The organism is Mycobacterium sp. SMC-16 (assembly GCF_046250085.1).
In the GTDB taxonomy this organism is placed as follows: Bacteria; Actinomycetota; Actinomycetes; order Mycobacteriales; family Mycobacteriaceae; genus Mycobacterium; species Mycobacterium phocaicum.
Window position 1 is genome coordinate 2,886,729 of the sequence record NZ_CP176427.1, and the last position, 13,114, is coordinate 2,899,842.

Below are 13,114 nucleotides of genomic sequence, written 5' to 3' on the forward strand. Positions count from 1 at the left end.
TCTCGCGCCGCGAGCAAATGCGTCGTCAGCCGCCCCAGCCGCGGGAGCCGTCCCAGCCGCCGCACAATCCGTTGATGCAGCCGTGGCCGAATCCGCCGGTGACGGGGTTCCAGCCGCCACAGCCCCGCCAGTTCGCGCCGTCGCCGCAGCCACCGCCGCCGCCCTGGCCATCGGGTCCGCCGTAGCCGTTGTCGGCTACCACGGTCCGGTCCGCGCCGATGCTCCCGGAGAGGGTCATCGCTGCGGCCGGAGCGGCAACTATCGCTGCTGTGGCGGCCACCGCGGCGACCGCTGATGTCGTGAATTTCCGCCTAATTAGCATGTCTACAGAATGCTCCCGGGCGGCCGAATATTCCAGTCCCCGGCGCCCTTCCATTGTTTTCTGTGAGCAGAGTTACTGCCGGGCACGCCATTCCGGCGGAAAGAGAATTCCGGCGCTCGGCAGTGCCGTCCAAGAAAGTCACAGGTTTCCCGTCGGGACCTGGGTCGTCGCCGCTGTTACCCTTTTCCCGTCATGAGTGTTGTGCCGAGCGGTGAAATCAAGGCACTGTCCGGCCTGCGCATCGTCGCTGCAGTGTGGGTGGTGCTGTTCCACTTCCGTCCGCTGTTGAAGCAGGCGTCACCGCCCCTGAGCGACGCACTCGCCCCGATCCTCGACTGCGGCGCGCAGGGCGTCGATCTGTTCTTCATCCTCAGCGGCTTCGTCCTCACCTGGAACTACCTCGAGCGCATGGGACCGGCGTGGTCGACGCGGGCGACGCTGCATTTCCTGTGGCTCCGCCTGGCCCGGGTCTGGCCCGTCTACCTGGTCACCATGCATATCGCCGTGGCGTGGATCATCTTCACGCTCAACGTCGGTGACTTCCCGTCGGCGGAAGCCGCCACCCTCACCGGCCCCAACTACCTGCGCCAGCTGTTCCTGGTCCAGCTGTGGGTGGTGCCGTTCTTCGACAACTCCAGCTGGGACGGCCCGGCGTGGTCGATCAGCGCGGAATGGCTGGCCTACCTGCTGTTCGGGCTGCTGGTCATCGTGCTGTTCCGGGTGGCCCGGGCCAGCCGCGCGCGCACGCTGCTGTGGCTGGCCTTCGGCGTGACGCTGCCGCCGCTGCTGTTCCTGGCCGCCACGGGCGAGTTCTACACACCGTGGAGCTGGCTGCCGCGCATCGTACTGCAGTTCACCGCGGGTGCGCTGGCGTGTGCTGCCGTGCGCAAGCTGAACCTGACCGATCGGGGCCGGACCATCGCCGGCGTGCTGTCGGTGGTGCTGCTGGCCCTCATCGTGGGTCTCGTGTACTGGTTCGACGCCCATCCGATCCCGACCATCCGCGATGACTTCGGGCTCGTCGACGTCTTCTTCCTGCCGCTCGTGGTGGCTCTGTCGGTCGGCACCGGAACCTTGCCCGCGCTGCTGTCGACCCGCGTCATGGTCTACGGCGGCAAGGTGTCGTTCAGCCTGTACATGGTCCACGAGCTGGTGCACCAGGCCTGGAACTGGGCCGCGGCGCAGTACCGCATCGACATGTTGCCGAGTTGGGGCACCAAATTCATCGTGCTGGCGCTGCTGGCCGGCTCGTTCGCCGGTGCCGTGGTGCTGTTCCACTACGTCGAGGAGCCGGCGCGGCACTGGATGCGGCGCATGGTCGGGCCGGCAGATGACTCGAAAGCTGTTGTAACACAACGTAAACTCCAGGCGATATCTGACGACGAAGAGCCCGCCGAACGCGCAGGCTGACCGCAGTACGTCGTAGTTCCAACTCATCATGGGAGACCAGTGCGCCATCTGACCGCCTTGTTGCTGACCGCTGCGCTGTGGGCAGTGTCCGTGGTGGGCGCGCCCGGTGCCGCACACGCATACCGGTACGTGCGCCCGGGGATGCCGCCCGAACGCGTCGCGGTGATCAGCGATTCGTACACCAACGGCACCAATTTCGGTGGCCAGGGGCCGCGCAGCTGGACCGCGCAGGCGGGCCGGAACCTCGATGCGTGGGGCGTCCCGATCGCCGCCGATGTCGCCGCCGAGGGCCGGGCCGGCTATGTCGTACGCGGTGACCACGGCAGCATCTTCCTGGACCTGACGAGGCGCGCCGTGCGTCCGGACGACGCCCTGGTGGTGTTCTTCGGCTCCCGCAATGACCAGGGCGTCGACCTCATGCAGCTGTCGGGGATGGCGCATGACGCCTTCGCCCAGGCGCGGGCGACGGCGCCCGGCGCCAAGCTGCTGGTGATCGGGCCACCATGGCCGACGGCCGACGTGCCGCCGGCGATCCTGCAGATCCGCGATGTGCTCGGCATGCAGGCCGGGATGGCCGGCGCCACGTTCGTCGACCCGATCGCCGAGCGCTGGTTCGTCGACCGTCCGGACCTGATCGCGACCGACGGCGTCCACCCGACCGACGCCGGTCATGACTACCTGGCGGGCCTCATCGCGCCGCGCATCCGGTCGGAACTGCCTACTCGTTGATCGGCAGGTCGTCCCGCACGTCGTAGCGGACGTCGTTGCCGCCGTCCTCGCGGGCGCGTTCCATCGCCTCCTCGGCCACGGCGAGCAGCGCGTCGATGACGATCTCGGGAGGGTGCACCGTCAGCGGAGCCAGCGGGGTGCAGACCACGCCGATACTCGCAGTCACCCGGGAGGGCGTGGACTTCATGGCTCCCTGCACGCGGTCGATCAGCGGCGACGCGTCGGGGGTGGCGAAGGTGTCCGCGACGATGAACTCGCTGTCGGAGATGTGCGCGGCGATGGCGTTGCGGCGCACCGTCTCCCGTAGCGCCTGGCTGACGTCGATGCGGGCCCGGTTTGCGCGCCGCTGGCCGGACATCGAGGACAACAGCGGGAAGCTGTCGATGCTGACCACGGCGAGCACCATGTGCCGGTCGTCCTGCCGGTTGCGGGCGGCGAGCAGGTTCGCGGCGCGCGAGTACAGGCCGTCGGTGTTGAGCAGCCCGGTCAGCGGTTCGATCTCGCTGTGGTGGATGTCGGTCGAGCTGAGCCCGATCGCGACGCGGCAGGTGAAGAACACGAAGACGTTGAGCAGCGCGATGATCAGGACAGCGCACGCCGCCAACGCGGGGTCGTCCACCCCGACGCGGACTCCGAGGTATCCCAGCGTGAGCCCACCGAGGAGCCAGGGACCGGCCAGCACGCTGGGGCGGTGCAGGAAGGCCACATAACCGCTGGAGAAGATGAACGCGCTGGTCGCCAGCAGCCCGAGCACCGGATCCGTCATGATCAGGCAGGCCGCGCTCATCGGGATCGCGCCGAGGGTCACGGAGATCGCCGAGAACTGCTGCGAGGGCCAGGAATGGCGCAGCCAGACGGCGCCGACGCCGAGCGCGAAGACCCCGATGATGACGGCGATCGCCTGGCGCACCGGGCCGTGCGGGCCGGCGGGGCTGAGCATCAGCACGGCGGGAACCATGCCGAGCACCGCGTTGAGGGCGGCGATCACCCGGCAGGTTCTGGTCTGCAGTCCACGGACGGCGAGCAGTGAGGTGAGCCAGTAGTAGTGATTTTGTCCGGCAGCGGTCATGCGGGTACCCGGCGGTCTCCCGCGTCAGCCGGCCGGCGAACCGGGGGGCCTGTCACGCTGCGTTGCATATGCAGCAGATTAACAATCGCGTGACTCGGTTTCGGTGGCCGTCGGCAAACTCTGCGCATACGTTCAGCCTCAGGCACTGCCGCCCTCGGCGAACTGGGCAGTGTGATTCGCCGGTTCGGGCGATTTCCCTGCGGGCGCGCGGCGGGTCGCCTAAAGTGTCTGCGGAACAACGGCTTTGACCTCTGCGAATGGCAGTTGGCGCCGGTTCCCCGTCGCGAATCAGCGTGACAGACATCACTGTCAAGTCTTGACTCAGTCCAAAAAAGCGCGTAGAAGTGAACACGTGACGACCGACTACACGGAGCAGCTGCGTTCCGCAGATCTCCGTGTGACGCGGCCCCGCCTCGCAGTCCTCGAGGTGGTGGCGGGCCGTCCGCACGCCGACACCGAAAGCGTCTTCGACGCGGTTCGCGCGATCCTGCCCGACGTCTCCCGCCAGGCGGTGTACGACGTGCTGGCCGCGCTGACCACCGCCGGGCTGATCCGCCGCATCCAGCCCTCGGGGTCGGTGGCCCGGTACGAAACCCGGGTGGGGGACAACCACCACCACGTCGTGTGCCGCTCCTGCGGCGCCATCGCCGACATCGACTGTGCCACCGGGGAAGCGCCCTGCCTGACCCCGTCGGACACCCACGGCGTGCTCGACGGTTTCGTCGTCGACGAGGCCGAGGTCATCTACTGGGGCGTGTGCCCCGACTGTGCCGCGGCAACAGCTTCGCGATCACATCCGTGATCGCGGCCGATTCACCACCCTCGAAAGGAAGTGCAGTGCCTGAGGAAACTCACCCTCCGATCGGAGAAGCACAGACCGAGCCCGCCGAAAGCGGTTGCCCGATGCGCATCAAGCCGCCTGTCGAGGGTGGTAGCAACCGGGACTGGTGGCCCAACGCCGTCAACCTGAAGATTTTGCAGAAGAACCCGCCGGCCATCGACCCGACGGACGAGGGCTACGACTACCGCGAGGCCGTCAAGACCCTCGACTTCGATGCTTTCCAGCGTGACTTCGATGAGCTGCTGACCAACTCCCAGGAGTGGTGGCCCGCCGACTTCGGCCACTACGGTCCGCTGTTCGTCCGGATGTCGTGGCACGCCGCCGGTACCTACCGCGTGGAGGACGGCCGCGGTGGCGGCGGTCGCGGTATGCAGCGCTTCGCCCCGCTGAACAGCTGGCCCGACAACGTCAGCCTGGACAAGGCCCGTCGTCTGCTGTGGCCGTTGAAGAAGAAGTACGGCAAGAAGATCTCGTGGTCGGACCTCATCGTCTACGCGGGTAACCGCGCCATGGAGCACATGGGCTTCAAGACCGCCGGCTTCGCGTTCGGCCGCCCGGACTTCTGGGAGCCAGAGGAGGACATCTACTGGGGCTCCGAGCACGAGTGGCTGGGTTCGCAGGACCGCTACGCCGGTACCGACCGCACCAAGCTGGAGAACCCGCTGGCCGCCAGCCACATGGGCCTGATCTACGTCAATCCCGAAGGCCCGGAAGGCAATCCGGACTACCTGGCCGCCGCCATCGACATCCGCGAAACTTTCGGCCGGATGGCGATGAACGACATCGAGACCGCGGCCCTGATCGTCGGTGGCCACACGTTCGGCAAGACCCACGGCGCCACCGACATCGAGAACGGCGTCGAGCCCGAGGCTGCCCCGCTCGAGCAGATGGGTCTGGGCTGGGCCAACCCCGGCGTCGGCAACGAGGCCGTCAGCAGTGGCCTCGAGGTCACCTGGACCCACACCCCGACCAAGTGGGACAACTCGTTCCTGGAGATCCTCTACGGCAACGAGTGGGAGCTGACGAAGAGCCCGCAGGGTGCCAACCAGTGGAAGCCCAAGGACGGCGGCTGGGCCAACTCGGTCCCCATGGCACAGGGCACCGGCAAGACGCACCCGTCGATGCTGACCACAGACCTGTCGATGCGGTTCGACCCGATCTACGGCGAGATCACCCGCCGCTGGCTGGATCATCCGGAGGAGCTGGCCGAGGAATACGCGAAGGCGTGGTTCAAGCTGCTGCACCGCGACATGGGTCCGGTGGTGCGCTACCTCGGACCGCTGGTGCCGAAGCAGACGTGGCTGTGGCAGGACGTCATCCCGGCCGGTAAGCCGCTGTCCGAGGCCGACGTCGCCACCCTCAAGACCGCGATCGCCGAGTCGGGTCTGTCGGTGCAGCAGCTGGTCAACACCGCATGGAAGGCGGCGGCCTCGTACCGCTCGAGCGACATGCGTGGTGGCGCCAACGGCGGCCGCATCCGGCTGCAGCCGCAGCTCGGCTGGGAGGTCAACGAGCCCGACGAGCTGGCTCAGGTGATCCGCAAGCTCGAGGAGATCCAGCAGGCGTCCCCGACCGGTGTGTCGTTCGCCGATCTGGTGGTCCTCGGCGGTGTCGTCGGCCTCGAAAAGGCCATCAAGGACGCCGGTTTCGACGTCACGGTGCCGTTCACCTCGGGTCGCGGTGACGCCAGCCAGGATCAGACCGACGTCGAGTCGTTCGCCTACCTGGAGCCCAAGGGCGACGGTTTCCGGAACTTCGTCGGCAAGGGCGACACCCTGCCGTCCGAGTACCGGCTGATCGACCGCGCCAACCTGCTGGGGCTGTCGGGTCCGGAGCTCACCGTCCTCATCGGCGGTCTGCGGGTCCTGGGTGCCAACCACGGCGGTTCGGACCTCGGCGTGTTGACGCAGAACGTCGGTCACCTGACCAACGACTTCTTCGTCAACCTGCTCGACATGTCCACCAAGTGGGCGCCGTCGCCGGCCGATGACGGCACCTACGTCGGCACCGACCGCAGCAGCGGCGCGCCGAAGTGGACCGCCAGCCGAGTCGACCTGCTGTTCGGCTCGAACTCGCAGCTGCGGGCCCTGGCCGAGGTGTACGCCGAGGACGACAACAAGGAGAAGTTCGTCAAGGACTTCGTCGCGGCGTGGACCAAGGTGATGGACGCCGACAGGTTCGACATCTAGTCACAACCTGACTCAGTACCCCGTGGGCCCTCGGGCTCACGGGGTACTGTGCTTTTCGTGCTGCTCGACGAACTCCGCTGGTTCGTCGTCCTGGCCGAGACCGAGCACGTCACGAGTGCCGCCGCCGAACTGGGTGTCGCGCAACCGACGCTGTCGCGAGCCCTCGCGCGGCTGGAAAACCAGGTCGGCACACCGCTTTTCGACCGCATCGGCCGCCGGCTCCGGCTGAACGGATACGGGCAGATCATGCTCGAACATGCCCGCCGCGGCATCGCCGAGATGGATGCGGCGCAGAGCCGCATCGACGCACTGCTCGATCCGGACAGCGGCCTGGTGCGATTGGCGTTTCTGCATTCGACCGCGAATTGGTTTGTCCCGGAGGTGCTTCGGCAGTTCCGGGCGCTGGCTCCGGCGGTGCGCTTCGAGCTGTTCCAGGGCGCAGCCCACGATATCGCGGAGCGGCTGCGCACCGGGCAGGCCGATGTCGCGATCACGTCGCCACGGCCGACGCAGGTGCCGTGCACGTGGCGGGTGCTCTACGTCGAACGGTTGTGCCTGGCGGTGCCCGCTGATCACCGCTTGGCGGGCCGTGCCCGGATCCGGCTGAGCGAGGTGGCCGACGAGACCTTCATCGCGCTCGGGGCGGATTTCGGGCTCCGCCAGCTGACGGACCAGGTGTGGGCCGAGAGCGGCATCACGCCCGAGATCGCTTTCGAGGCCATGGAGATTCCGACGATGGAAGGCCTGGTCGCGGCGGGCTTCGGGGTCGCCGTGGTGCCGGTGCCGCGGCCCGGTCGCGGCGCTCCGTCGGTGATCTACATCCCATTGTCCGACACCCGGGTCAAGCGGGAGATCGGCATGGCGTGCGTCAGGGGCCGCGAATTGTCGCCTGCCGCAGCACGATTCGCCGAGGTCGTGACCACGACGGCGGCTGATGCGAAAAACGTATGAATCAAACGCCATTAATGTATTGGACACATTATCGGGGCGCTTTCTAGCCTGCCCAGGTGACTGTTGAAGCGCCTGTCTGGACCGGCCATGTGCGCGGCTCCACCGACTACCGCAGACTGCTCGGTGCGCTGTTCTGTGCCGGTGTGGCGACGTTCGCGCAGCTGTACTCGCCGCAGGCCGTCCTGCCGCTGATCGCCCGCAGCCTCAACACCGGCGCGGCGGCGTCGGCGCTCATGGTGTCTGCGTCGACCATCGGTCTGGCCGTCGGAGTCATCGGGTGGTCGACGCTGGCCGACCACATCGGCCGGGTGCGCGCGATGTCCTACTCGGTTTGTGTCGCAACAGGTTTGGCTCTCCTGGTGCCGTTCGCGCCGACATTCCAACTGCTGCTGGCGGGACGTTTCGCCGAAGGCCTGGCACTCGGGGGAGTGCCGGCCATCGCGGTGGCCTACCTGACCGAGGAGATCGAAGCCGGCCACGCCGCGCGGGCCGCGGGCACCTACGTCGCCGGCACCACCATCGGCGGCCTGCTCGGCCGACTGGTGGCGGCGCCGGTGGCCGAGTTCACCGACTGGCGGTGGGCGATGTTCGTCGTCGGATTGCTCTGCAGCGCAGCGGCTGTCGGGTTCATGCGGCTTGCTCCCGAGCCTCAGGGGTTCGTTCCGGCCGCCGAGGAGACCGAGGGCTCGCTGGCGCACCGGTTGGCCGCCAACCTGCGCAACCCCCGGCAGTTGGTGCTCTACCTGCAGGCCTTCCTGCTCATGGGCGGGTTCGTCGCGATGTACAACTTCCTCGGCTTCCGGTTGAGCGCGGCACCATTCGGCCTGCCACAGACCGTTGTCGGCCTGGTGTTCGTCGCGTACCTGGCGGGTACCTGGGCATCGGCGTGGGCCGGGGCCGCGGCCAGCCGGTACGGCCGGCGCCCGGTGCTGCTGGGCAGCGTCGCGGTGATGGGTATCGGCGTGGTGATCACCTTGAGTCACAACCTGTTTGCCGTCCTCGCCGGTCTGCTGGTCGCCACCGCCGGGTTCTTCGGCGCGCATGCCACCGCATCGGGCTGGACCGGCCAGTTGGCCACCGTGGGCAAGGCGCAGGCCGGCTCGCTGTACAACCTGGCGTACTACGCCGGTTCGAGTGTCATCGGATGGGTCGGCGGTATCGCCTTCGACGCCGCCGGCTGGACGGCCGTGGCTGCCGTCATCGTGGGACTGGAGATCGTCGCCGGGCTTGCGGCGGCTGCCGTCCTGCGGGACTAGTGCTGGTTCGCCCGCTGGTGGACCCGGTCCTTGATCGCGTCCGGCAGCGCGTCGGCCGGAAGCAGTCGCGGCAGCAGCTCGGGTTCGAGGGTCAGGGCGCGGAACACCAGGGCGACGGTGACGTCGTGCGCCGGACGCGAGACCACCGTGATCGATGCGCCGACCCGGAGCACGCCGGGCGTCACGATCCGAAGATAGGCCCCAGGTAGGGCCTCCTTGGTGAAAGTCTTGACCCAGCCGCGGATTTCGAGCCACTCGGCAAAAGTGCGGCACGGGATGCGGGGCCGGCTCACTTCCAGGAGCGGGCCGCCATCGCCGATCTGCCAGCGTTCGCCGATGAGGGCGTCGTTCACGCCGAGTCCCGCGGTGGTGAGGTTCTCGCCGAACGAGCCGTTGGCCAGCTCGCGGTCGAGGCGCACCTGCCAGTCGTCGAGGTCTTCGCGCGCATAGGCGTATACCGCCTGGTCGTCACCGCCGTGGAACTGCTGGTCGCCGATCGTGTCGCCGACCAGCCCGCTGCCGAGGCCACCGTGCATGGGCCCGGGCGCGCGCACCGGTACCGGCTCGGACGTCGGCCGCTTGTCGATTCCGGTGGACAGCTGATCCTTGTCGGGGCTGGGTCGCGGTACCGCCAGATTCACCGTCAGGATCGCTGCCATGCGCGCAAGCCTAGAGGCGCCGCGCCACCAGATCCGTCGCGCCCGGTTACCTTTCGATCACATTTTCGATAAAGATCGCGCGCTGACCTGCATTTATGTGGGATAAGGCGCGCGCGTGGGGTTAAAGTGACGTTAGTGAAATTTGTGACGAGAGGGACCTCCGGGGACACGACCCCTGCGTAGACCACGCGGCGTCGTGCGTCCCGGTGGCGCACGACGAGAGGCAGCCGAAATGCGACGGATGATTGTGACGCTGGCGAGCGCAGCACTGCTGGCGACGCCCATGGCGGTGGCGGCCCCGCTGGCATCGGCGCCCCTCGCGTCCGCCGACACCACCTGGACCGGCGGCACCCACCGACAGGCCATCGACTTCGTCATCCAGCGCGCGCTGTCGCAGCGCGGGGTGCCGTTCGTCTACGGCGGCGGCAACGCCAATGGCCCGAGCCTGCCTCCGGCCAGCGTCACGACCGCGGCCGCCCCGGTCGCCCAGCCGGCGCCTCAGGTCGGCCTGCAGCCGATGGGCGTCACGCAGCCGGCGGCGGCGCCGCAGACCAACGCACTCATCCCCGGCCTGTCGGGTCTGTTCGGCCAGTCGCCCACGGCGAGCGCCATCACGCCGGCGCCGACCACGCCGGGCTTCGATGCCTCGGGCCTGGTCCAGTACGCGTTCGCCGGCGTCGGCATCAAGCTGCCCCGGTCGTCGGGCGAGCAGTACAAGGTCGGTCGCAAGATCACGGCGGACCAAGCCCTCCCCGGTGACCTGCTGTTCTACGGCCCGGCCGGCTCGCAGAGTGTCGCGCTGTTCGTCGGCAACGGCCAGATGATCGAAGGCACCGAGCCGTCCGTGTCGCTGACCCAGGTGCGCACCAACGGCATGGACCCGTACCTGAGCCGCATCATCGAGTGGCAGTAGCCGCTGCGACCAATCGCGAGCGCCTCGGATCTCAGCCACATACTGACTGCGATCCGAGGCGTAAGTGGCGCAGCAGCACCCCCGCGCTGCGGGCGTGACGCAGTCTTGACAGACTGTCGGGTATGGCACAGATAACCCTGCGTGGAAACCCCATCAACACCGTCGGTGACCTGCCCGCTGTCGGCTCCCCGGCTCCTGCGTTCGCCTTGACCGGAGCTGACCTGGGGCCGGTGACCAACGAGCAGTTCAGCGGTAAGTCCGTGGTGCTCAACATCTTTCCGTCGGTCGACACCCCGGTGTGTGCCACCAGCGTGCGGACCTTCAACGAGCGGGTCTCGGCCGACGGCGCCACCGTCGTGAACGTGTCCAAGGATCTGCCGTTCGCCCAGAAGCGCTTCTGCGGCGCCGAGGACATCGAGAACGTCTCCACCGCCTCGGCGTTCCGCGACAGCTTTGGTGAGGACTACGGCGTGACCATCGCCGACGGACCCATGGCCGGTCTGCTCGCGCGCGCCATCGTCGTGATCGGCGCCGACGGCAACGTCGCGTACACCGAACTGGTGCCCGAGATCGCCCAGGAACCCGACTACGACGCGGCGCTGGCTGCCGCCAAGTAATACCGGCTCTTCGACGGACGGGGTGGGTGCCACGGGCACGCGCCCCGTCCGTGTTTTTGCATCGGGCATGATGACCTGGTGCAGCTGCGATTACCGATACCGGCTTTGTCGTTGCGAGTGATCGTCGTTGTCGCCGCGTTGTCGGTGGTCGCGACGGTGCTGATCATCGGGACCTGGGTGTGGATCGGTGTCACCAACGACCAGTACAGCCAACTCGATCGCCGGCTGGACTCGCTGAGCAGTCTGCCGGACGTCAACACCCTGCTGAGCATCGCCAGGCAGAGCCCCACCGGCACGCCGCAGTCCGAGGGCTCACTCGTGCAGACCGTCCGCATCGGCGCCGCCACGGTCTCGATGCCTGCGGACATCGTGCTGCCGCAGTTCGACGCCGGCTATGCCAACACCACGATCAACGGCGTCGAATACCGGGTCCGCACCGTGACCACGGGATCGGCGTCGATCGCGCTCGGCGCGCCACTGGCCGAGGCGCAACGGCAGATCCGCACGCTGCACATCCGCATCCTGGCCATCTGCAGCGGCGTCATCCTCGGCACGTTCCTGGTCGGCGGCTCGATGTGGTTCGTGATGATCAACCCGTTCCGGAAACTCGCGCAGCAGGCCCGGCAGATCAACGCGCAGTCGAAGCCCGAAGAGGTCCACGTGCGGGGCGTCTCGGAGGCCGTGGAGATCGCCGAGGCCGTCGAGGGCATGCTGGCCCGCATCGGTGAGGAGCAGGAACGCACCAAGGCCGCGCTGGAGTCGGCCCGTGACTTCGCATCGGTGGCATCGCACGAATTGCGCACGCCGTTGACCGCGATGCGCACCAACCTCGAGGTGCTGTCCACGCTGGATCTCGAGGCGGAGCAGCGCGCCGAAGTAATCGGTGACGTCATGCGTACCCAGAGCCGCATCGAGGCGACGCTGACGGCACTGGAACGGCTCGCCCAGGGCGAGCTGACCACCGCCGACGACCTGGTGCCCGTCGACATCACCGAGTTGCTCGACCGGGCCGCTCACGATGCGGTGCGGGTGTACCCCGATCTCAACGTCGCCCTGGTGCCGTCCCCGACGGTGCTGATGCTGGGGCTGCCCGTCGGGCTCCGGCTGGTCGTCGACAACGCGATCGCCAACGCCGTCAAACACGGTGGCGCGACCCGCGTACAGCTGTCCGCGGTCAGTTCGCACGACGGGGTGCAGATCGCCATCGACGACAATGGCACCGGCGTACCGGAACACGAACGTGACGCGGTGTTCCACCGCTTTGCACGCGGATCCACCGCGTCACATTCAGGTTCCGGCCTCGGTCTCGCCTTGGTTGCGCAGCAGGCCGAACTGCACGGTGGCACAGCGTCTTTGACGCAGAGTCCACTCGGCGGTGCCCGGCTGCTGCTGGAACTGCCGGCGCCGCGCCCGCACTCGGACTGAGCTAGATGCAGGCGGCGAAGATGCAGAATCCGCCGTCAGGTTCCCAGCCGCCGTTCCAGGTGCCCGGCGGGTTCCAGCCCCAGGCCGGCGGCGGTGGTGGCGGCGGACCCCACCCGGGTCCCGGACCGTTCCAGCCGGGCCCGTGACCCCAGCGGGCCGGGACCGGTGCCATGCCGGTGTCGGCAGCGGCGGTACCGGCGCCCAGCCCGAGGGTTCCGGCAGCGACGCCGCCGGCGACGGCCAGGCCAACAATGAGCTTTATCGATTTCATAGCTATCCCATTCCTCGACTCAGGTGAACCCGCGGCAGTCGCGGGGTCACTGTTTCTCGGTCTGTACCCATTATCGTTAGCCAAGCTATGTATGGCCTGTGCCCGTCTTAGGCATCACCTTTCGGTGTCTAGATGCAGGCACCGAACAGACACACACCGCCGTCCGGCTCCCAGCCGCCGTTCCAGGTGCCGGGCGGGTTTCCATCCGGCGGTGGTGGCGGTCCCCAGTTGCGGTCGCGTGGTGGCGGTCCCCAGTGATGGTCGGGCGGCGGTGGTCCCCAACCGGGGCCAGGTGGGGGTGGCGGCGGTCCCCAACCGGGGTCGGCGGTGGCGACGCCGGTACCCAGCGTCACGAGGCCGGCGCCGAGGCTGCCGGCGATTGCCAAGCCGGCAATCATCTTGGTGGGTTTCATGATCGATCGTCTCCGTTCGTGGCGGACTGTCCGACCATGGAACGGCAGC

General features: G+C 68.0%; 14 protein-coding genes. 9 read left to right on the forward strand and 5 right to left on the reverse strand.

Annotated features, from left to right (window positions below; all coding sequences use genetic code 11):
• Positions 1–25 precede the first annotated feature (25 nt).
• Entirely contained in the window at positions 26–322 is a 297-nt protein-coding gene (locus ACJEIK_RS13975) for a hypothetical protein (protein ID WP_409431617.1), read from the reverse strand.
• A 192-nt stretch (positions 323–514) separates the two neighbouring features.
• On the opposite strand from ACJEIK_RS13975, the gene ACJEIK_RS13980 reads away from it, so the two are divergent.
• Together ACJEIK_RS13980 and ACJEIK_RS13985 are read left to right on the forward strand one after the other, a co-directional pair.
• Positions 515–1,732, forward strand: a complete 1,218-nt coding sequence (locus ACJEIK_RS13980) for an acyltransferase (RefSeq protein ID WP_061005536.1) — start codon at positions 515–517, stop codon at positions 1,730–1,732.
• Between the two features lie 39 nt (positions 1,733–1,771).
• Positions 1,772–2,461: an Rv0518 family GDSL lipase gene (locus ACJEIK_RS13985; RefSeq protein WP_061005535.1), complete on the forward strand. Its 690-nt coding sequence runs from the start codon at positions 1,772–1,774 to the stop codon at positions 2,459–2,461.
• Here ACJEIK_RS13985 and ACJEIK_RS13990 read toward each other — a convergent pair.
• A complete protein-coding gene (locus tag ACJEIK_RS13990; RefSeq protein WP_409431618.1) occupies positions 2,451–3,530 on the reverse strand; it encodes a diguanylate cyclase domain-containing protein in 1,080 nt (359 codons plus the stop codon). The two genes, ACJEIK_RS13985 and ACJEIK_RS13990, sit on opposite strands and share 11 nt — an antisense overlap.
• A gap of 352 nt (positions 3,531–3,882) precedes the next feature.
• Here ACJEIK_RS13990 and ACJEIK_RS13995 point away from each other — a divergent pair, with 352 nt between their 5' ends.
• The 4 genes from ACJEIK_RS13995 to ACJEIK_RS14010 are packed head-to-tail and all read left to right on the forward strand — an operon-like array spanning position 3,883 to position 8,767.
• Complete coding sequence (locus tag ACJEIK_RS13995; RefSeq protein ID WP_061005531.1) at positions 3,883–4,332, forward strand: Fur family transcriptional regulator; 450 nt, start codon at positions 3,883–3,885, stop codon at positions 4,330–4,332.
• 35 nt (positions 4,333–4,367) lie between these two features.
• The gene (gene katG / locus ACJEIK_RS14000; RefSeq protein WP_061005529.1) at positions 4,368–6,560 is read left to right on the forward strand and encodes a catalase/peroxidase HPI; all 2,193 of its coding nucleotides are present in this window, start codon (positions 4,368–4,370) and stop codon (positions 6,558–6,560) included.
• Positions 6,561–6,617: 57 nt separating this feature from the next.
• Positions 6,618–7,511 (forward strand): LysR family transcriptional regulator, encoded by an 894-nt coding sequence (locus tag ACJEIK_RS14005; protein ID WP_061005552.1) that lies wholly within the window; start codon positions 6,618–6,620, stop codon positions 7,509–7,511.
• A 56-nt stretch (positions 7,512–7,567) separates the two neighbouring features.
• On the forward strand, positions 7,568–8,767 hold the full coding sequence (locus tag ACJEIK_RS14010) for an MFS transporter (RefSeq protein ID WP_061010289.1): 1,200 nt from the start codon (positions 7,568–7,570) through the stop codon (positions 8,765–8,767).
• On the opposite strand, the gene ACJEIK_RS14015 is transcribed toward ACJEIK_RS14010, so the two are convergent.
• Positions 8,764–9,426, reverse strand: coding sequence for an MOSC domain-containing protein (locus ACJEIK_RS14015; RefSeq protein ID WP_061005525.1), 663 nt, complete (start codon positions 9,424–9,426; stop codon positions 8,764–8,766). The genes ACJEIK_RS14010 and ACJEIK_RS14015 overlap by 4 nt on opposite strands.
• A gap of 232 nt (positions 9,427–9,658) precedes the next feature.
• On the opposite strand from ACJEIK_RS14015, the gene ripD reads away from it, so the two are divergent.
• From ripD to ACJEIK_RS14030, 3 genes are all read left to right on the forward strand, one after another.
• Positions 9,659–10,339 carry an NlpC/P60 family peptidoglycan-binding protein RipD gene (ripD, locus tag ACJEIK_RS14020; protein WP_061005523.1) on the forward strand — a complete coding sequence of 227 codons (681 nt, stop codon included), beginning with the start codon at positions 9,659–9,661 and terminating at the stop codon, positions 10,337–10,339.
• A gap of 122 nt (positions 10,340–10,461) precedes the next feature.
• Complete coding sequence (gene tpx / locus ACJEIK_RS14025; RefSeq protein ID WP_061005521.1) at positions 10,462–10,956, forward strand: thiol peroxidase; 495 nt, start codon at positions 10,462–10,464, stop codon at positions 10,954–10,956.
• Between the two features lie 78 nt (positions 10,957–11,034).
• Positions 11,035–12,381 carry a sensor histidine kinase KdpD gene (locus ACJEIK_RS14030; RefSeq protein ID WP_234785483.1) on the forward strand — a complete coding sequence of 449 codons (1,347 nt, stop codon included), beginning with the start codon at positions 11,035–11,037 and terminating at the stop codon, positions 12,379–12,381.
• A 1-nt stretch (position 12,382) separates the two neighbouring features.
• On the opposite strand, the gene ACJEIK_RS14035 is transcribed toward ACJEIK_RS14030, so the two are convergent.
• A complete protein-coding gene (locus tag ACJEIK_RS14035; protein WP_061005518.1) occupies positions 12,383–12,652 on the reverse strand; it encodes a hypothetical protein in 270 nt (89 codons plus the stop codon).
• A 128-nt stretch (positions 12,653–12,780) separates the two neighbouring features.
• Positions 12,781–13,065: a hypothetical protein gene (locus ACJEIK_RS14040; protein WP_061005515.1), complete on the reverse strand. Its 285-nt coding sequence runs from the start codon at positions 13,063–13,065 to the stop codon at positions 12,781–12,783.
• Positions 13,066–13,114 lie beyond the last annotated feature (49 nt).